Source organism: Radicibacter daui (assembly GCA_030657355.1).
GTDB lineage: Bacteria > Pseudomonadota > Alphaproteobacteria > Radicibacterales > Radicibacteraceae > Radicibacter > Radicibacter daui.
Window position 1 is genome coordinate 2132080 of sequence record CP131056.1, and the last position, 19261, is coordinate 2151340.

14 protein-coding genes are annotated in these 19261 nt (G+C 62.7%); 6 read left to right on the forward strand and 8 right to left on the reverse strand.

Going from position 1 to position 19261, the window contains the following annotated elements:
- Positions 1-50: 50 nt before the first annotated feature.
- Positions 51-923, forward strand: a complete 873-nt coding sequence (gene dapA, locus QTL98_RS10030) for a 4-hydroxy-tetrahydrodipicolinate synthase (protein WP_445678352.1) — start codon at positions 51-53, stop codon at positions 921-923.
- 39 nt (positions 924-962) lie between these two features.
- Positions 963-1439, forward strand: a complete 477-nt coding sequence (smpB, locus tag QTL98_RS10035) for an SsrA-binding protein SmpB (RefSeq protein ID WP_445678353.1) — start codon at positions 963-965, stop codon at positions 1437-1439.
- 89 nt (positions 1440-1528) lie between these two features.
- On the opposite strand, the gene QTL98_RS10040 is transcribed toward smpB, so the two are convergent.
- The gene (locus QTL98_RS10040; RefSeq protein ID WP_445678354.1) at positions 1529-2188 is read right to left on the reverse strand and encodes a LabA-like NYN domain-containing protein; all 660 of its coding nucleotides are present in this window, start codon (positions 2186-2188) and stop codon (positions 1529-1531) included.
- Positions 2189-2389: 201 nt separating this feature from the next.
- Here QTL98_RS10040 and folK point away from each other — a divergent pair, with 201 nt between their 5' ends.
- On the forward strand, positions 2390-2887 hold the full coding sequence (gene folK, locus QTL98_RS10045; protein WP_445678355.1) for a 2-amino-4-hydroxy-6-hydroxymethyldihydropteridine diphosphokinase: 498 nt from the start codon (positions 2390-2392) through the stop codon (positions 2885-2887).
- An 8-nt stretch (positions 2888-2895) separates the two neighbouring features.
- On the opposite strand, the gene QTL98_RS10050 is transcribed toward folK, so the two are convergent.
- Entirely contained in the window at positions 2896-3750 is an 855-nt protein-coding gene (locus tag QTL98_RS10050) for a 23S rRNA (adenine(2030)-N(6))-methyltransferase RlmJ (protein ID WP_445678356.1), read from the reverse strand.
- 246 nt (positions 3751-3996) lie between these two features.
- Between QTL98_RS10050 and QTL98_RS10055 the strand changes: the two genes are divergently transcribed.
- From QTL98_RS10055 to QTL98_RS10065, 3 genes are all read left to right on the forward strand, one after another.
- Complete coding sequence (locus tag QTL98_RS10055; protein WP_445678357.1) at positions 3997-6507, forward strand: glycogen/starch/alpha-glucan phosphorylase; 2511 nt, start codon at positions 3997-3999, stop codon at positions 6505-6507.
- Between the two features lie 198 nt (positions 6508-6705).
- On the forward strand, positions 6706-8313 hold the full coding sequence (locus tag QTL98_RS10060) for a peptide chain release factor 3 (RefSeq protein ID WP_445678358.1): 1608 nt from the start codon (positions 6706-6708) through the stop codon (positions 8311-8313).
- Positions 8314-8396: 83 nt separating this feature from the next.
- A complete protein-coding gene (locus QTL98_RS10065; protein WP_445678359.1) occupies positions 8397-9305 on the forward strand; it encodes an MBL fold metallo-hydrolase in 909 nt (302 codons plus the stop codon).
- A gap of 124 nt (positions 9306-9429) precedes the next feature.
- Here QTL98_RS10065 and QTL98_RS10070 read toward each other — a convergent pair whose 3' ends face one another.
- From QTL98_RS10070 to QTL98_RS10095, 6 genes are all read right to left on the reverse strand, one after another.
- Complete coding sequence (locus QTL98_RS10070) at positions 9430-10362, reverse strand: sugar-binding protein (protein ID WP_445678360.1); 933 nt, start codon at positions 10360-10362, stop codon at positions 9430-9432.
- Between the two features lie 95 nt (positions 10363-10457).
- Positions 10458-11495, reverse strand: a complete 1038-nt coding sequence (locus QTL98_RS10075) for an ABC transporter permease (protein WP_445678361.1) — start codon at positions 11493-11495, stop codon at positions 10458-10460.
- Positions 11495-12235, reverse strand: coding sequence for an ATP-binding cassette domain-containing protein (locus QTL98_RS10080; protein WP_445678362.1), 741 nt, complete (start codon positions 12233-12235; stop codon positions 11495-11497). The genes QTL98_RS10075 and QTL98_RS10080 overlap by 1 nt, the downstream gene beginning before the upstream one ends.
- 291 nt (positions 12236-12526) lie before the next feature.
- Entirely contained in the window at positions 12527-13453 is a 927-nt protein-coding gene (locus tag QTL98_RS10085; RefSeq protein ID WP_445678363.1) for a transglutaminase family protein, read from the reverse strand.
- Complete coding sequence (locus QTL98_RS10090; RefSeq protein ID WP_445678364.1) at positions 13450-15933, reverse strand: circularly permuted type 2 ATP-grasp protein; 2484 nt, start codon at positions 15931-15933, stop codon at positions 13450-13452. The genes QTL98_RS10085 and QTL98_RS10090 overlap by 4 nt, the downstream gene beginning before the upstream one ends.
- Positions 15923-19237: a transglutaminase family protein gene (locus QTL98_RS10095; protein ID WP_445678365.1), complete on the reverse strand. Its 3315-nt coding sequence runs from the start codon at positions 19235-19237 to the stop codon at positions 15923-15925. The genes QTL98_RS10090 and QTL98_RS10095 overlap by 11 nt, the downstream gene beginning before the upstream one ends.
- Between the last annotated feature and the right edge of the window lie 24 nt (positions 19238-19261).

A 19261-nucleotide genomic window follows, 5' to 3' on the forward strand; every position in this document is an offset into this window, starting at 1 on the left:
GGCCGGTCTATGGTGCGCGGTCCATAACCAAAACCCACCCGGAGGGGGAGATGTTCAAGGGCTCTTATGTGGCTCTGATCACGCCGTTCAACAACGGTGCCGTCGACGAAGCTGCGTTCCAGAATTTCGTTGAATGGCAGATCACGGAAGGTACTCACGGTGTCGTTCCGGTCGGGACGACGGGTGAATCTCCGACGCTGAGCCATGCCGAGCACAAACGGGTGGTTGAGCTGTGCATCGAGGTCGCGCGCGGGCGCGTCCCCGTCATGGCGGGTGCCGGCTCCAACAGCACGGCTGAAGCGATCGAGCTGGCGGCCCACGCCAAGAAGGCTGGCGCCGATGCGGTGCTGGTTGTCACCCCTTATTACAACAAGCCTTCTCAGGAGGGCCTCTACCAGCATTACCGGGCAATTCATGATGCCGTTGATATCCCGATCGTAATCTACAACATTCCCGGGCGTTCGGTGGTCGACATGACTGTCGACACCATGGCCCGCCTTGCTGCGCTGCCGAACATTGTCGGCGTGAAAGATGCGACTGCCGACCTGTCCCGGCCCCTGGCTACACGGGTTCAGATCGGTGATCAATTCTGCCAGCTTTCCGGCGAAGATGCCACCGTTGCGGCATTCCTGGCACAAGGCGGTCATGGTTGCATATCGGTGAGTGCGAATGTGGCGCCGAAGCTGTGTTCGCAGTTGCACGAAGCCTGGCAGCAGGGCGCGATGGAAACCTTCAACGCGCTGCGTGACCGGTTGATGCCGATCCACAAGGCGATGTTCTGCGAGCCGAGCCCGGCCCCGGCCAAGTTCGGCCTGTCGCTCATCGGCAAAAGCTCGCCTTCCGTGCGTCTGCCGCTGGTTCCGCTTACCGAGGCGGGGCAGGTCCAGGTACGCAAGGCGATGGAGTCTGCCGGGCTGCTCTGATCGGGGCGGCACCGGCGGGAGCCTGAAAGAGAGTAAGAAATGGCCAAGGAGCCTGTCCGGCGTGCGGTGGCGCAAAACCGCCGCGCCCGGTTTGACTACTTTATCGACGAAACGGTCGAGGCCGGCATCGTGCTGGCCGGTTCGGAGGTCAAAAGCCTGCGTACCGGCCAGGCAAGCCTGCAGGATTGTTATGCCGCCGAGAAGGATGGCGAGCTGTTTCTCGTCAATGCCTATATCCCGGAATACAAGCAGGCCCAGCTTTTTACGCACGAGATACGGCGTCCGCGCAAACTGCTGCTCAAAAAGCGGGAGCTGGCAAAGCTTTTCGCCCAGGTCAGCCGCAAGGGCGTGACGCTTATTCCGCTCGCCATCTTCTTCAACGACCGCGGCTTCGCCAAGGTCGAGATCGGGGTGGCGCGAGGCAAGAAGGCGGTCGACAAGCGTGAGACGATCAAGGACCGCGACTGGCAGCGCGACAAGGCGCGCCTGATGCGGGACAAGGGCGGCGACGCCTGATCGTCCTGGCGGGTTTGCTGGTACCGAAAACAAAAAAAGCCGCCGGAGCATCTCCGGCGGCTTTTTCGTTTCAAGGCGATCGCCGCGCCTCAGCGACGGTAATCGTCTTCTTCTTCCTCATCGTCATCGATGAGGTCATCGCCCTCATCGTAATCATCCTCCTCCGTGCTCGGCCGGGCTTCGCGGCGGGGCGGCGGGGCGCTGTCGCGCGGGCCGTGGTGGCTTGCGCGGGCAATCTGCTGGGTGATGTCGGAAAGCTCGATGAAGTTATCGGCCTGTCGGCGCAGTTCATCGGCGATCATCGGCGGCTGGCTGCGGATGGTGCTGACGACGCTGACGCGCACGCCGCGGCGCTGCACGGCCTCGACGAGACGGCGAAAATCGCCGTCGCCGCTGAAGATCACCACATGGTCGAGATGTTCGGCCATCTCCAGAACGTCGATGGCGAGCTCGATATCCATGTTGCCCTTGACCTTACGGCGGCCCTGGGCGTCGGTATATTCCTTGGTCGGCTTGGTGACCATCGTGTAGCCGTTATAGTCGAGCCAGTCGACCAGCGGGCGGATCGGGGAATAGTCCTGATCTTCCACGAGGGCTGTGTAGTAAAAAGCGCGGACCAGACGGCCCTTGGCAGCGAAAAGCTGCAGCAGGCGTTTGTAGTCGATATCGAAGCCCAGCGAGCGGGCGGCGGCATAGAGATTTGCACCATCGATGAACAGGCCAAGCCGTTCTTCGGGATAAGCAATCATAGGCTATCCATTTGAAATGAATTAATGAAGGGAGCGCAGGGCTGGAAATTTCTATTTTAATCGAATATTCGTCAGCGCCGCGCGTTGACGGGAAATAAACTAAAGGTAATAGAGAGTCTCGGCAAGGGCCACTGTGTGACGGAAGCTATCGTCAGGCCGGGTTTTTTTAGTCGCTCATGCTTTTTCAGGGACCGTTTGATCGTGATTCTGGTGGCAATAGGCTCCAACCTCTTCAATCCGCCCTATCGTTCTCCGCTGGAAGTCTGCAAGGCGGCCATCAAGCGCATGCCCCATTACGGCATCCGGCCGGTGCGGCTTTCCGCCTGGTACCGTACGGCCCCGGTGCCGGTCTCGGACCAGCCCTGGTACACCAATGCGGTCGTCGCGGTGGAAACGAAGCTGCCGGCCCTCGAAACCCTGTGGAAACTGCACGACATCGAATCCGAGTTCGGTCGGGTGCGGCAACACCGGTTCGAGGCGCGCATCCTCGATCTCGACCTTATCGATTATAACGGGCAGGTGGTGGAAGGGCAGGGCATGACCTTCCAGCTGCCGCACCCGCGCACCACCGAGCGCAGCTTCGTGCTGCTGCCGCTACGCGATGTGTGCCCCGACTGGCGGCACCCGGTCACCGACCGCACCATCGACGACCTGATTGCCGACCTGCCGAAAGACCAGACGGCCGAACCAATCGCTTGAGGTGGCGCTTAGCGGCCGGCCGGCGGGGTAATCCAGCTTATCCGGGCGGTGCCGGCCGGGTGGCCGAGCAGGGAGAGCAGGGCTGGCAGCTCCATCTCCAGCATTTCCGCAAGACCCGGCGGCGGGTTCTTGATGGTAAGGCCGCAGCCGGCAAAACGGCGGATATCGGGCTCGCCTTCAATGAGGAATTCTACATCCAGCAGGGCGGGGCCGGCGGCACGCTCCAGCCCGTCCTGCATGCGCCACACATCGTTGCGGTCCTTGATCGGGTACCAGAGCAGGGCGATGGCCTCCGGCTGGCGATCCGCCAGCTGCATCAGCGCCTGCTCCATGCGCTCATAATCATCGCGTTTTTCAAACGGCGGGTCGATCAGCACGGCGTCTACCGTGTGTCGGCCGCTGAGCAGGCGGGAAAGGATGTCATAGCCGTCCGCCGCTGCCTTGACGTTCACCCGCCGGTCATTGCCCAACACCTTCAGCAGGGTCTTTGCGTCATCCGGGTGCATCTCGCAGAAGCTGGCACGGTCGTCCGCACGCAGGAAATGCTGCACCAGCCAGGGCGAGCCCGGATAAAGCCGCTTGCCGCTTGCCTTGCGGCGCAGCTCTGCCACCAGGCCTGCGAAACGGCCAAGCACGGGCGGTGCTTCGGCTCGCCGGGCGAGCAGGGCTTCGATGCCGCCTGCGGCCTCTCCGGTGCGGCGGGCCTCATCCCCTTCCAGATCGTAAAGCCCGATACCGGCATGGGTGTCTACCAGCGTGAAGGGCCGTTCGCGCGCGGCAAGTGTCTCCAGCACCGCCATCAGGGCAAGGTGCTTCATGAGGTCGGCGAAATTGCCGGCGTGATAGGCGTGGCGATAGTTCATGGCGGGGCTTGTTATACCGGTTGGGGTGTTTGCCACCCGGGTGAGAGCGGGTGCAGCGGATAATCGCGTTAAAGACAATTGCGTCAATGCTGCGTTTGGTTTGAAACTAAATCTCCTGATGGAGCTGAAAGCGCTTTTGCGACGTTGTTCGCAAGTGCGAAATAAACCCGGAGAACAGGCGGCAGGGGAGCCTCTGCCGTTCAGGCGCCGACCGGGCGGCGTGATGCACGAGATGGGGACGACAAGATGGATCAGCAGCAGAGCCCGACGAAGACGAGCAAGCGCGGTCTGGATTCCGGGTCATTGCGGCGCTCCATCCTGCGCTGGCTCACCTACAATATCGGCAAGGACGTCAACGCCGCCTCGCGGCAGGACTGGTATGCTGCCCTTGCCGGCGCGGTGCGTGACCGCATTGTCGACCGCTGGATGGAGACGACGCGCAGCTACTACGCCAGCGACATCAAGCGGGTTTATTATTTCTCGCTGGAATTCCTCATCGGACGCCTGCTGCGCGACAGCATCTCCAACCTCGACCTCAAGGAGGAGATCGCCGACGCGGTGGCCGAGCTGGGGCTCGACCTTGATGCCGTGATGGATCTGGAGCCGGATCAGGCGCTGGGTAATGGCGGCCTCGGGCGCCTTGCCGCCTGTTTCCTCGATTCCATGGCGACGCTGGGTCTGCCGGGTTACGGCTACGGCATCCGCTACGATTTCGGCATGTTCGAGCAGCGTTTCGAGCACGGCTCCCAGGTCGAGCGGCCGGAGCAGTGGCTGCAATTCGGCAATGTGTGGGAGTTCCGCCGGCCGGATGTGCAGTACCCGGTGCATTTTTACGGTCGGGTGGAGATGAGCCTCGACGCCAATGGCGAAGAGAGCTTCCGCTGGGTCGATACCCAGCCGGTGATTGCCATGGCCTATGATACGCCGGTCGTCGGCTTCAAGGGCGAGACGATCAACACCCTGCGCCTGTGGTCGGCAGGGGCGGTCAACGCCTTTGACCTGCATGATTTCAACCGCGGCGACTTCATCGGCGCCGTGCAGCAGCGTGTGCTGTCGGAAAACCTGACCCGCGTGCTCTATCCGCATGACGAGACCGATGCCGGCAAGGAGCTGCGCCTGCGGCAGGAGTATTTCTTCACCTCCGCCTCGATGCAGGACATCCTGCGCCGCTATCTGCAGCACCATTCCGACTTCGACGCGCTGCCGGAAAAGGCCACCATCCAGCTCAACGACACCCATCCCGCCATCGGCGTCGCCGAGTTGATGCGCCTCCTGATGGATGTCTACAAGGTCGGCTGGGTCAAGGCGTGGAAGATCACCAGCGCCTGCTTCAACTACACCAACCACACGCTGATGCCCGAGGCGCTGGAGAAGTGGCCGGTGCGCATGATGGAGCGGGTGCTGCCGCGCCACATGCAGATCATCTATGAAATCAATCGCCGTTTCCTCGGAGAAGTGCGGGAGAAGTACCCGGACGACGACCGTCTGGTGGAGCGGGTCTCGCTCATCGGCGAATCCGGCGGCAATCCGCAGCGCATGGTGCGCATGGCAAATCTTGCTTTCGTCGGCTCCAAGTCGGTCAACGGTGTCTCGGCACTTCATACCGACCTCATGAAGTCGACGGTGTTTGCCGATTTCCACCGCGTCTTCCCGGACCGTATCAATAACAAGACCAACGGCGTGACGCCGCGCCGCTGGCTTTACGAATGCAACACCGAGCTGGCCGAGCTCATCACCGAGACGCTCGATACCGACAAGTGGATCACCAACCTCGATCTGCTGGAGGGGCTCAAGCCCTTTGCCGAGGATGCGGCGTTCCGGCAGAAGTTCCGTCTCGTCAAGACGCACAACAAGCAGCGCCTGTCGCGTTTCCTGCTGGAGCGGTGCGGCGTGAAGGTTGATCCGGAAGCGCTCTTCGATGTGCAGGTCAAGCGCATCCATGAGTACAAGCGCCAACTCATGAACCTGCTGCACACCGTCGTGCTCTATAACCGCATGCGCGACAACCCGACGATCAACTACACCCCGCAGGTCAAGATCTTCGGCGGCAAGGCGGCAGCGGCCTATCATCAGGCCAAGCTCATCATCCATCTGGGCAATGACATCGCCAATATCGTCAACCAGGACCCGTCGGTGCATGGCCTGCTGAAGGTCTGCTTCGTGCCCAACTACAATGTGACGGCCGCGGAGATCATCATCCCCGGCGCCGACCTTTCCGAGCAGATTTCAACGGCGGGCCTTGAGGCCTCCGGCACCGGCAACATGAAGTTCGCGCTCAATGGAGCGCTTACCATCGGCACGCTCGATGGTGCCAACATCGAAATCCGCGATCTGGTGGGCGAGGACAATATCTTTATCTTCGGCCATACGGCCGAGGAGGCGAACGACCTGCGCTATAACGGCAAGCACAACCCGATGCGCTGTATCGAAGCCGATCCCGAACTGCGCCGGGCGCTCGACATGATCTCCAGCGGCGTGTTCAGCCCTGGCGATCCCGGCCGCTACCGCAACATCATCGAAAGCCTGACCAACTGGGGCGACTGGTTCCTGGTGACGTCGGACTTTACCGACTATGCCAAGGCACAGGATCGTGCCGCACGGCTCTACCGGCAGGACAAGGAAGAGTGGACCCGCAAGGCCGTGCTCAATACGGCTTCCTGCGGCTTCTTCTCCTCCGACCGCACCATTGGCCAGTATGCGAAGGAGATCTGGGGGGTGAAGCCGCACTCCGTGAAAGTCAGTGCCGAGACCGCCTGATCCTTCCCGCATGCCAGCCAGCCTTTCGTGCCGCTTCCGGCGGCACGCGAGCTGCGCTATAAGGCCCCCCAATTGGAGCGGCCCGCCTTGATAATCAAAAGGGCGGGCCGCTCGTCTTTGTTATGATCGGCCGGGTCCGCTGCGCTTCAGCTGGCCCCTCAGGCCATGCCCCCGCTGGCGGGGAGCCAAGAGGACCAAATGAGCGTTCTGGAGCAGGAAATCGCCCGGCGGCGGACCTTCGCAATCATCGCCCACCCTGACGCCGGTAAAACGACGCTGACCGAAAAGCTGCTGCTGTGGGGCGGCGCCATCCAGCAGGCCGGTGCCGTCAAGGCACGCGGTGAGCAGCGCCGCGCGCGCTCGGACTGGATGAAGATCGAACAGCAGCGCGGTATTTCGGTTTCCGCCTCGGTCATGACCTTCGAATACCAGGACCACTGGTTCAACCTGCTCGACACGCCGGGCCACGAAGACTTCTCTGAAGACACCTATCGTACGCTGACCGCCGTCGACAGCGCCGTCATGGTGCTGGACGCCGCCAAGGGTATCGAAGCGCAGACCCGCAAGCTGTTCGAGGTGTGCCGCCTGCGCGATGTGCCGATCGTCAGCTTCGTCAACAAGATGGACCGTGAGGCGCGCAACCCGTTCGAAATCCTCGACGAGATCGAGCAGGATCTGCAGCTGGAAGTGGCCCCGGCAACCTGGCCGATCGGCATGGGCCGCGAGTTTCTGGGTTGCTACGACCTCATCAGTGACCAGCTCATCCTCATGGATCGCCGTGATGGTGACAAGCGCACCGAAGGCATCGCCTGCAAGGGGCTGGATGACCCGAAGCTCGATGAGCTGGTGCCGGCCGACCTGCTCGCCACGCTGCGCGAGGAAGTGACCATGGTGCGCGAGCTGTGCCCGGCCTTCGATCTCGAGTCCTACCGCGAAGGCACCATGACGCCGGTGTTCTTCGGCAGTGCCATCAATAATTTCGGCGTGCGCGAGTTGCTGGGCGGCCTTGGTGACTATGCGCCGCCGCCGCGTGCCCAGGGCGCGGATGCGCGCAAGGTTGCGCCGGGAGAAACCAAGGTCAGCGGCTTCGTGTTCAAGGTCCAGGCCAATATGGACAAGAACCACCGCGACCGCGTTGCCTTCATCCGTCTCGCCTCCGGCCATTTCCGCCGCGGCATGAAGCTGACTCATGTGCGCGCCGGCAAGCAGATGGCCGTCGTTAATCCCGTGCTATTCATGGCGCAGGACCGCGAACTGGCGGAAGAAGCCTTTGCCGGTGACATTATCGGCATTCCCAACCACGGCACCCTGCGCATCGGCGACAGCCTGACCGAGGGCGAACAGCTGCGTTTTGTCGGCGTGCCGAGCTTTGCACCGGAAATCCTGCAGCGCGCTCGCATCGACGATCCGCTCAAGATCAAGCATCTGCGCAAGGCGCTGGAGCATTTTGCCGAAGAAGGCGCGAGCCAGGTGTTTAAGCCGCTCATCGGCTCCGACTGGATCGTCGGTGTTGTCGGCCCGCTGCAGTTCGATGTGCTCTCCGAGCGCATCGATGCCGAATATGGGCTCAAGGCTCATTTCGAGACAGCCGGGCTCTATACCGCCCGCTGGGTGGAGTGCACGGATCAGGAGCTTCTCAAGCGTTTCATCGACGAGAACCGCTCGATGCTGGCGGAAGATCATGATGGCGCGCTGGTCTTCCTGGCCCGCAACGCATGGTCGCTGCAGCGCGCGCAGGATGATTTCCCCAAGATCCGCTTTGAAAAGACGCGCGAGCAGAACCGCGACGTGATGACGGCTGCCTGACAGGCACCTGCGGCAGCTTGTGCAGCAGAGGACGGGGCGGATAGGGTTCTATCCGCCCCGTTTCCTTTTGGGTGTTCGCTGCCATGACTGCCGGTTTGACCGTTGCCCCGCTTGCCTCCACCTTGCGCGTACTGGAGCCGGCGGAAGGCGTTCTTGCCTTCTATGACGGGCGCGTGCCGGGCACGCGCGGCTGGCCCAGTGACGGCAACTGGCTGGATGATGGCGCCTATCTGCTCGGTGTGTGTGCCTATGCGCTGGTCGATGGTGATGAGGCTCTGGTTTTCGACACCCTGATCTCGCCGGTCCATGGCCGGGCCATGCGGCAGGTGCTGGAAGAACGCGGTGTAAGGCGTATCACCGTTGCCCTCAGCCATTGGCACCGGGACCACATTGCCGGCAACGAGGCGTTTGCCGATTGCGAGATTATCGCCTTCAACCGCACCGCCCGAATGCTGGAAGCGCGCCGGCAGGTGATCGAGGAGGGCAATCCGCCGATCCGCCCGCTGATGATGCCAACGCGGGAACATGACGGCTTTCTGTCGTTGCGTGTGGGCCGCACTGAGGCCGAGCTGCGCCAGCTGGAAATTCACAGCCATGACGGAACGGTGCTGTACCTGCCGCAGCGCAGACTGCTGCTGGCGGCGGATACGCTTGAGGATTCCGTCACTTATGTCAGCGAGCCGGAGCGGCTTTCTACCCACCTGGCCGAGCTGGAGCGGCTTGCCGGCTGGCCGGTCGAGCGCATCCTGCCGAGCCATGGCCGTGAGGAGGTGATTGCGGCAGGCGGATATGGGCCGGGATTTATCAGCGCCACCCAGCGCTATGTGGAGCGGCTTGACCTTGCCAGAACCGACGATGCCCTGGCGTCTCTCAGCCTCAAGGATTTTGCCGCCGATCTTTTCGCAGACGGCGATCTGTCCTGGTTCGAACCCTATGAGGCCGTGCACCGGGCCAATGTCGAGGCGGTAAGGGGCGGGGCCGTGGACGAGTAGGGCGCTATGCGCCCAAAAAAGCGGCGCCTTTGTTGGCAAGGGCGCCGCAGTTTCAGAGTCCCTGGAACAGAAGAGCATCCCCTCACGCCGCGCCGTTTCTGGCGGTGGAGGGGAGCTGGCCGGCTTACTTCATGAACTGGCCGATATTGTCGGCGGTGACGAGATCGAGGCCGGTATAGATGATCTCATCAACCTTTTTGCCCTCGGCAAGGGCAAGCAGCGTGTCCATGGCCTTGACGCCCATTTCGTGCGGGCGCTGGCCAACGAGGCCGTGGGCATAACCGGCCTTCAGCAGGTCAAGCTGCTGGGGCAGGGTATCGGCCACCACAAGCATGAAGGCCTTGCTGTCGACCTTGGCCTTGATCGGGTCGACGAAGTTCTTCCATCCGTCGGGAGCAAACATCGGCCAGCCACCGACCGGCACGATGCCGCCCAGATCCGGGTTGGCGGCCAGCTGGTCGCCCATCTGCTGCACCGCAAGGGCAACATCGTCATTACAGAAGGCCGGGGAGCCGGAGACTTCCGCCCACTTGCTGCCCTTCAGGGCATCGCGCACGCCCTTGACGCGGTCAGCCAGGTTCGGCGCGGCGGCGCCGCCCGAAATCATGCTGTACTTGCCGCCTTCAGGTTTCATCTTGTTCAGCATGGTGCCGAGCGCCTTGCCGAACTCGTAATTGTTGGTGCCGATATAGGCGGTACGCTTGGAATCGGCGGCGTCGCTGTCAAAGGTGATGACCTTGATGCCGGCGGCAACGGCTTTCTCGATCTCGGTGGAAGCGGCGGCGGCATCAGAGACCGAGATGGCAAGCCCGTCCACCTTCTGGGTGATCAGGTCGTCGATGATCTGGGCCTGGGTTGCCGGCTCATGTTCGACCGGGCCGCGATAGAGGCATTTGACGTTTCCGAGTTTGGCGGCTTCTTCCATGCAGCCGTCACGGGTCAGGTCGAAGAAGGGATTGTTCATCGCCTTGGGTACCACCGCGAAGGTGTAGTCCTTGGCCTCAGCGATACCGACCATGGCGGACGTGGCAAGGACGGCCACGGCCAGCGTGCTCATGAACCTCATTGTTTCCTCCCGTTATGAAACGCTGCTTTTTGCAGCTCTCTTTCCTGCCGGCAGCAGGCCGGCGCCAAAACGCTGGAAGGGCCTTGCTAGCCGGCCCGCAGCGATCTCAGGCGATCGACAAGGACCGCCGCGAGAATGATGAAACCCACAAGGGTAAGCTGCCAGTAAGGGTCGATCCCCGCGAGGATCAGGCCGTTACGGATCACCTCGATCAGCAGGCAGCCGATAATGGCGCCTGCCGCCCCGCCGACACCGCCGGCAAGGTTGGCGCCGCCGATGACGGCCGCCGCGATAATGGTGAGTTCATAGGACGTGGCGAGGTTGGCCGGGGCGGAGCCCAGCCAGCCGGAGATGATGATGCCATTGAGGCCGGCCGCCAGCGCCGAGATAACATAGACCTGCACCTTGATGCGGTCGACCTTGACGCCGGTCATCCGTCCGGCTTGCTCGTTGCCGCCGATGGCAAAGATGTGCCGGCCCCAGGCGGTGTGATGAAGCACGATGTACATGATGAGCGCCAGCACCAGCAGATAGAGGAAGGGCAGCGGCACATAGCCGAAGACCTTGCCGGCAGTAATATCGATGAAGAGTTCCTTGTCCGGCCCCTTGGGGTAACTGCCGCGCCCTTGAGTGAGCACATAGGTGAGCCCACGGACGATGGAGAGCGAAGCGAGGGTGGTGACGAAGGGCGAGAGTTTCAGCCAGGCGATGGAAAGGCCATTGATAAGGCCGATCAACGCGGCAACGGCAAGGCCGGCCCCGACTGACACAATCAGCGAGAACCCCGGAAAGGGCTGGAATTGAGCGTCATTCAACCCGTTCATGACCAGCGAGGTCACTGTCGCCGTCATGGCAATGGTGGAGCCGACCGAGAGATCGATGCCGCCGGTTATGATGACGAGGGTAATGCCCAGCGTGGCGATGGCGATAAAGGTAAAATTGCGCGCGATGTTGGAAATGTTGCCGGGAGTCAGGAAATTGGGGGAAGCAAAGCTCATCATCAGGATGACGAGCAGCAGGGCCACCAGCACATAGGCCGACTGGGATGAGAAGAAGCCGCGCTGCCACCAGCGGGAGCGGCGGACATTGGTGAAGCCCTGGACGGTATCGCTCATCGGGGACATCACGCGGCCTCCTTCGCGCCGGTGATGAGGGCGGTAACTTCCTCGGGCGAGGACTCTGCCACCTTCTTGTCGGCAACCTTGGTGCCACGGCGCATCACGATGACGCGGTCGCAGACGGAAAAGACATCGGGCATGCGGTGGGAGATGAGGATGACGGCGATACCGGCTTCCTTCAGCCGCCTGATGAGGCTCAGCACCTCCGCCACCTGACGCACGGAGATGGCGGCAGTCGGCTCGTCCATCAGGATCAGCCTTGCGTCGGCAAGGCGGGTGCGGGCAATGGCCACTGCCTGGCGTTGGCCGCCAGACATCTTGCGCACCAGATCATCAGCCCGCGTTTCGGACTTCAGTTCGGCGAACAGTTCTGCGGCGCGGGCATTCATCGCGCGATGATCGAGAAAGCGTAGCGGGCCAAGGCGCCAGAAGAGCTCGCGCCCGAGGAAGATGTTGGCCGAGGCCGTCAGATTGTCGGAGAGGGCGAGGTCCTGGTAGACGGTCTCGATGCCAAGGCGCCGGGCTTCGCCGGGGCTGTGTATATAGGCGCGACTGCCTTCGAAATGTAGCTGGCCGGACGTCGGCGCAAAGATGCCGGAGATGATCTTGACCAGGGTGGACTTGCCGGCGCCGTTGTCGCCCATCAGTCCAACTGTTTCGCCCGGATTGACAGTAAAGCTCACGCCCTGAAGGGCCGTGATCGCGCCAAATTCCTTGGTCACGTTTTCCAGTTCCAGAAGCGCCAACGGTTCCTCCCTTGTTGGCAAGACCTGCTGGCGCCGCCCGTTTGGCCGGGTCTTCCGCCGCAGATCGCTATTTTATTGTATTATTATTTTGCAAGATTCCAGCGGTTGGAGTTTGCCGCTTTGGTTTGCATCGATGTTTTGAAGTGAAGAAAAATTGGGTGTCCGGTTTTCCACTCATTCCGGTCAAATGAGATTAAAACATGTCGCAAAAAATAATACAATAAAGAGGTAATATGGGAAGGGCGGCCGAGGGTCGCAGGCCTGCCAGAGAGCTCCGGCTGGCAAACTCTATCAGGAGAAGAAGGCTGGCTGTGCCGGAACCGGAGCCTGATCCGGAGCGGCCAGCGGCTCCATATCGACAGCAACCTTGAGGCTCTGGTGGCTGCCCCCGGTCAGGACGCCACGCAAGGGGCTGACATCATCAAAATCGCGCCCCCAGGCGAGCGTCACATGGTCCTGGCCGACAATGAGATTGTTGGTTGGATCGAGATCGACCCAACCGGTCTCGCCGCAATAGAGCGATGCCCAGGCATGCGAGGCATCGGCCCCCTGCAGGCGCGGCTGGCCGGGTGGCGGCGCGGTACGGATATAACCGCTGACATAACGCGCCGAGAGCCCGAGGCTGCGCACGGCGGCAATGAAGAGATGGGCAAAGTCCTGGCAGACGCCGCGGCGTTCGCGCATCACCTCGTCGAGCGGCGTTGCGATATCAGTAGCGGTCGCGTCGAAAGTGAATTCGCCATGGATGCGGTTCATAAGATCGATGCCGCCCGCCAGCACCGGCCGGTTGGGAGGAAAGGAGGCCCGGGCAAAATCCGCAAAGGCAGGGCCGGTGGCGATGAGGGCTGAATTGAACCGGAACTCGCTGGCTTCGATGGCTGCAGCAGGCGGGTTTTGCAGCTGGGTTGCAAGAACCCGCCAATCCGGCGTGGTTTCCGGCTCCACGACGGGGCGTTCGGCGACGGTCACCTGAAGTTCGGTTTCGACCGTCATTTCGCCATGGGGCGTTTCATAGGAAAAATAGACGAACGGATTGCCAAAATAATCGACCTCTTCCCGCCGCCCCGCCGGCGGCGGTGTGATGTCGAGGCGGTACGCACTCACCCACTGTGTTGGCGTGTTGCGCGGGAGCAAGTGCGCCAGATGGTGCGACAGGCTGACGGATTGGCCATAGCGATAGAGGGTGGCGTGACGCACGCGGTAGGAAACGTCGCTCATTGTACGATTTCCAGCTTCTGGCGACGGCGGCGCGTGGCGTAACCGGCATGGGCGAAGAAGGTGGCGCTCAGGCGGTCGGAAAGCCCGAGCACTCCCTGCTCCAGTGCCAGCGCTACCGAGGAGAGCCGGCCGGGCGTCCAGGCCGCATGGCGGTTGGCACTGGTAAGGGCGAGCAGTGCTTCGACTTCTTCCGGCAGGCCGGCTTCATCGCGGGCAACAGCAATCAGATGTTCATAAAGGCGCTGAAGCTGGAAGGCTGCGGAGCGCGGGTGGGCAATCTCGCTGATGAAGAGCGGGGCAATATCGGCAAAACGCGGCGGTTCGCTCGACCGGGCACGATAGGTGAGCGCACTGTCGCCAAGCTCAAGCACAACCTGACACAGATCGGCGTCATCGCGCTCGATAACGCCACTCGCCCGCAGGATAGCTGTCAGACCCAGAATGCGCTCCATGCGGCGGCCAGTGTCGAGGAAATGCCAGCTGTCTCCCCGCGGCAGACTTTCCTGCTGGAAGCCGACGAAGGCGGTAAGGGCGGTGGCGCATTCCTCCAGCCGCAGGACACATTCAGCATCGTCCATAAGCTCGAAGGTGTCGGGAGCCTGCTTGAGGTCGGCCAGTACGCGCCACATGTCAGCGGTTATATGGTCGCGCACACTGGCGGCAGTGCGGCGCACATTGGCGAGGATGCGCTCCAGGCTGAAGGTGTTGGCCCGGTTGAAGGCTGCGGAGACGAGCGCCGGCTTGAGGGTACGCAGCGGCGTGCGCGGGGCGAGTTTGGCGAAATCCGGGTTGATCATGGCAATATAGGCCATGACAGCCAGCACACCTTCCAGCTGCCGGTTTGCACCCGGCCAGCCATCATCGATAAGGCGGGAGAAACCGGCACGCAGGGTGCGGATTGCACTGTCCGCCCGCTCGATGTAACGGCCAAGCCAGAACAAGCCATCGGCAGCGCGGCTGGGAAGGGCGGTGCTGCGGGCATAGAGGCGGGGTGCCCGGCTGCTGGTGATGCCGGGTTCGCTTTCGTCCGAGAGGATCCAGCAATCCTTGCTGCCGCTGCCCTTCTGCATGGAAATTGTCGCAGCATCGGCGGAGGCGCTGTAGCGCACCAGCCCACCCGGGATGACGTCGTACTCGCCATCCGGCCGGGCGATGGCATAGAGGCGCAGCATGTAGGGCCGGGCTTCCAGCGAGCCGTTGATCCAGCAGGGGGTCGAGGCCAGCGGGAAGCGGCGCTGGGCGACATAGCGGTGCGGTGCCGCCTTCACCGCCGCTGCCAGGCGCGTTCTTTCCTCTTCGGGCAGGGCTGCCGGGTCGATGGCGTCGGTAGAGGCATGGGAAAGGGCGGGACGGATGAGCCAGCCATTTTCCGGCAGAGTGAACTCCACCGGCCTTGTGGTCTGTGCCAGCCAGACCATCTCCGGCGCGCTGAGGCAGGGTCGCTCGACGCCGAGAATGCCGGCAAACCGGTCGAGCAAGGCCAGGAGGCCGGGGGCCTCCAGAGCGCCGACACCGAGGCCATTTGCAACCAGCACCTCACCCGAACGGATGGCCTGGACGAGGCCGGCCACGCCAAGCGCACTGTCCGGACGTAGCTCGAGCGGGTCGCAAAAATCCTCATCCACTCGGCGTAGAACGGCAGAGACGGGTTCCAGCCCCTGCAACGTCTTGAGCCAGACGCGTCCGTCGCGCACCGTGAGATCGCCGCCTTCCGCCAGCGTGATGCCAAGGCGGCGGGCGAGAAAGACATGCTCGAAATAGGTTTCCGTCAGCGGTCCCGGCGTCATCAGCACAAGGTGACCCTGCTTGCCGTCGGCCTGGGGCGCCAGATGCAAGAGGTGGCTGAGGATATCGTCGAAGGGTTGGTTAAGCCGCATGACGCGGCTTTCCTGAAACTGGTTGGCGAGAACGCGGCCCGTCACCACACGGTTTTCCAGCGTGTAACCAAGACCGGAGGCGTTCTGCAACCGGTCGCTCAGCACGCTCCATTTCCCGTTCGGCATACGCGCCAGGTCGGCGGAATAGACGGCAAGATGCGGCCCATGCAGACGGGAGCCCACCAGAGGGCGCAGGAAATAGGGATTGTCGTAGAGAAGGGCCGGCGGGATATGCCCTTCCTTCAGCAGCCGGCCATCGCCATAGATGTCTTGCAGAACGGTTTCGATGAGCCTTGCCCGCTCTCGCATACCCTGGGCGAGTCCCCGGAATTCCTCCGCCGGCAGGATGAGGGGCACCGGGTCGAGCGGCCAGGGACGCGTTGCCCCCTGCGGATCGGAATAGACGGTGTAGGAGACGCCATGCTGATGCAGCAGCCGGCGTGTCTCTTCCTCACGCCGGGCCATAGATGCGGTGTCGCTGGGCATCAGGTGGGCAAGAAAGCCCTCCCAGTGCGGACGAATGCTGCCGTGCCCATCGACCATTTCGTCATAGGCAAAACCGCCCGCGGGAAGCGGGCTGCCGGGCAGCTCATCAATCGCCAAGTCTCATATCCAGCGTGGTCGGGAATTCCGGTGTACGGCGGGAGGGCGGAACCTCCATTGGCCCCGGTGTATGCCCGAACGGGAAGAAACGCGCCAGCCTTCGTCCTTCCGCCTCATAGGCATTGACCGGAGAGGTTTCGTAGTTCCGTCCGCCGGGATGGGCGACATGGTAGGTGCAGCCCCCGATCGAGCGGCCCGACCAGCTATCGACGACATCGAAGACCAGGGGGGCGTGGATCGGAATGGTCGGGTGCAGGGCGTTGGCGGGCCACCAGGCGCGGAAGCGAATACCAGAGACGTGCTGCCCCTCGGTTCCTGTCGGGGTCAGCGGCACGCGCCGCCCGTTGCAGGTAATGGCATAGCGCTCGCCCGTCATCCCGTCCGCCAGCAGCTGGAGGCGTTCCACCGAGCTGTCGACATAACGCACGGTGCCTCCTCCTCCCGGCTCCTCGCCGAGCACATGCCAGGGCTCGAGCGCCGAGCGCAGTTCCAGCCTCACCTCGCGGGCCTGGACGCTGCCATAGACGGGGAAGCGGAAATGAAAGTGCGGCAGGAACCACTCATCCTTCATCTCCAGTCCATGGGCGCGCAGGTCGGCCAGCACATCCTGCAGGTCAAGCCACAGATAGTGCGGAAGCATGAAGCGGTCGTTGAGCTCCGTACCCCAGCGCACCAGGCGATGGCGGTAGGGCTTTTCCCAGAAGCGTACGATGAGTGCCCGCAGCAGCAGTTGCTGCACGAGGCTCATCTGCGGATGCGGCGGCATCTCGAAGTTGCGGAACTCGACAAGACCGAGCCGGCCGGAGGAACTGTCCGGCGAATAGAGCTTGTCGATACAGAATTCGGCCCGGTGGGTGTTGCCGGTGGCATCGGTCAGCAGGTTGCGCAGGATGCGGTCGATCAGCCAGGGTGGCGGGTTGCCGGCAATACGGTCAATCTGTTCGAAAGCGATCTCCAGCTCATAGAGCGTGTCATTGCGTGCTTCATCAACGCGCGGCGCCTGGCTGGTCGGGCCGATAAAGAGGCCCGAGAACAGATAGCTCAGCGACGGATGGTGTTGCCAGAAGGTGATGAGCGAGCGCAGCAGGTCGGGACGGCGCAGGAACGGGCTATCCGGTGCCCGGGCCGCGCCGACCACGATGTGGTTGCCGCCGCCGGTACCGACATGGCGGCCGTCGACCATGAATTTTTCGCTGCCGAGCCTGGACTGGCGGGCCTCTTCATAGAGGGTGAAGGTCGTGTGCTTGAGCCCTTGCCAGTCGGCCGCCGGGTGTACATTGACCTCGATGACGCCCGGATCCGGAGTAACGTTGATAAGCTCCACGCGCGGATCGCGGGGCGGGGGATACCCCTCCATCAGCACCGGCACCCCGAGCTCGGCAGAAGTTTCTTCGATAGCGGCAACCAGATCGACCCAGTCCTCTATACTGGCGAGTGGCGGCATGAAGACATAGATGCGCCCGTCGCGCGGTTCGACGGCGATTGCCGTGCGCGCAATTCCGCCAGCGGAAACACCGACGGGAATTTGCTGATCGGCCCAGCCTTCCTGCCGGCGCCCCAGCGGCTGGCGGCCCGGCAGACGGCGCTGGCGGCTGCCGGCCAGCGTATCGGGTTGCGGCAGCGGGCCGCGCTCTTCCATCGGGTCGGCTTCGATGATGTAGGGGTAGTCAGCCTCCGACACCCACGGCAGCCGGTCCAGCGGCAGGCGATAACCGATGCTGCTGTCGCCGGGCATCAGCAGCAGATATTTCTGCCGGAGCGGCCAGGCCGAAGAGAGCCAGACCGGTCCGATCGCCTCGTGGCGGCGGTGGATTGGCAGCACATAACCGACCGGTTTCTGCAGGCCGCGCTCGAAGACCCGGGCGAGCCGGTCGCGTTCTTCCGGGTCGGAGAGCTTGTTGTCCTGCGCCGTGACATTGACCGGCAGCTGGATTTCCCTGCGCAGGAAATGGGCGGGATCCTCATAGGCGGCGATCATGCTGGAAGGATCGATACCAAGCCGCCCGGCGAGGGTGGAAAGGAAACGGTCGGCCGTGGTGAGGCCAAAGCCGTAGTCGATCTCCCGCCCCAGCAGGTCGGGATCGCGCCAGAGCGGGGCTCCGTCCTTGCGCCAGTAAATATAAAATGCCCAGCGCGGCAGGGATTCGCCCGGGTACCATTTGCCCTGGCCGTAATGAACGAGGCCCCCCTTGCCGAATGCATCGAGCAGGCGCCAGGTGAGCTGGTGGCCGAGCGAGCGTTTGTTGGGCCCGACAGCCGCCGTATTCCACTCCGGCCCATCCATATCGTCGATGGAGACGAAAGTGGGCTCTCCGCCCATGGTCAGACGGACATCGTGCCCTTGAAGGCGAGCATCCACCGCGCTGCCTAGGGCGTCGACGGCCTTCCACTGATCGTCGGTGTAGGGTTTGGTGACGCGCGGCGTCTCCAGCACCCGGGTTACCGACATCTCGTGACCGAAGGTAACTTCGCTTTTTTCAATGAGGCCGGTGATCGGCGCGGCGCTTACCGGGTCGGGGGAGCAGGCGAGCGGAATATGGCCTTCTCCGGTGAGCAGGCCCGAGGTCGGGTCAAGGCCGACCCAGCCGGCACCCGGGAGGTAAACCTCCGTCCAGGCGTGCAAATCGGTGAAATCGACGTCGGTCCCGCTGGGTCCGTCGAGAGATTTGACGTCGGGCGCCAGCTGGATGAGGTATCCGGAGCAGAATCGGGCGGCGAGGCCGAGATGGCGTAGCGCCTGCACCAGAAGCCAGGCGCTGTCCCGGCAGGAGCCGGTCCCAAGCTCCAGCGTTTCTTCCGGCGCCTGGATACCAGGCTCCATGCGGATGACATAGCCGACCCGCCGCTGGACAATCTGGTTGAGGCCGACAAGGAAATCGACGGTCGGACGTTCGGTGAGGTCAACCTGGTCGAGGAGACCGCGCAGCAGCGGACCGGGTTCGATCGTCTCCCGATAGGGCGCCAGTTCCTTTTCCAGCGAGGCGTCATAGACGAACGGAAAACGTTCGGCATAGCTCTCGAGGAAAAAGTCGAAGGGATTGATGACCGAAATTTCGGCCACGAGGTCGACTTCAACCTCGAACGAACGTGTGCGTTCAGGGAAAACATAACGCGCAAGCCAGTTGGACTGCGGATCCTGCTGCCAGTTGACGAAGTGCTTTTCCGGGCTCACCCGCAGCGAATAGGCAATGATGGGCGTGCGGCAATGCGGTGCCGGACGAAGCCTTATGACCTGCGGCCCAAGCATCACCGGGCGGTCATAGCTGTAGCTGGTCTTGTGGTGGAGGGCGACGTGAATGGCCATTGGCGCTCCGTCTGGGACGCTTGC

Coding starts and splice junctions, on each gene's coding strand:
- QTL98_RS10055 (WP_445678357.1), top strand. CDS start 3,997: ATGGATCAGCAGCAGAGCCCGACGAAGACGAGCAAGCGCGGTCTGGAT.
- QTL98_RS10095 (WP_445678365.1), bottom strand. CDS start 19,237: ATGGCCATTCACGTCGCCCTCCACCACAAGACCAGCTACAGCTATGAC.
- QTL98_RS10075 (WP_445678361.1), bottom strand. CDS start 11,495: ATGTCCCCGATGAGCGATACCGTCCAGGGCTTCACCAATGTCCGCCGC.
- dapA (WP_445678352.1), top strand. CDS start 51: ATGTTCAAGGGCTCTTATGTGGCTCTGATCACGCCGTTCAACAACGGT.
- QTL98_RS10050 (WP_445678356.1), bottom strand. CDS start 3,750: ATGAACTATCGCCACGCCTATCACGCCGGCAATTTCGCCGACCTCATG.
- QTL98_RS10085 (WP_445678363.1), bottom strand. CDS start 13,453: ATGAGCGACGTTTCCTACCGCGTGCGTCACGCCACCCTCTATCGCTAT.
- QTL98_RS10040 (WP_445678354.1), bottom strand. CDS start 2,188: ATGATTGCTTATCCCGAAGAACGGCTTGGCCTGTTCATCGATGGTGCA.
- QTL98_RS10060 (WP_445678358.1), top strand. CDS start 6,706: ATGAGCGTTCTGGAGCAGGAAATCGCCCGGCGGCGGACCTTCGCAATC.
- QTL98_RS10070 (WP_445678360.1), bottom strand. CDS start 10,362: ATGAGCACGCTGGCCGTGGCCGTCCTTGCCACGTCCGCCATGGTCGGT.
- QTL98_RS10065 (WP_445678359.1), top strand. CDS start 8,397: ATGACTGCCGGTTTGACCGTTGCCCCGCTTGCCTCCACCTTGCGCGTA.
- smpB (WP_445678353.1), top strand. CDS start 963: ATGGCCAAGGAGCCTGTCCGGCGTGCGGTGGCGCAAAACCGCCGCGCC.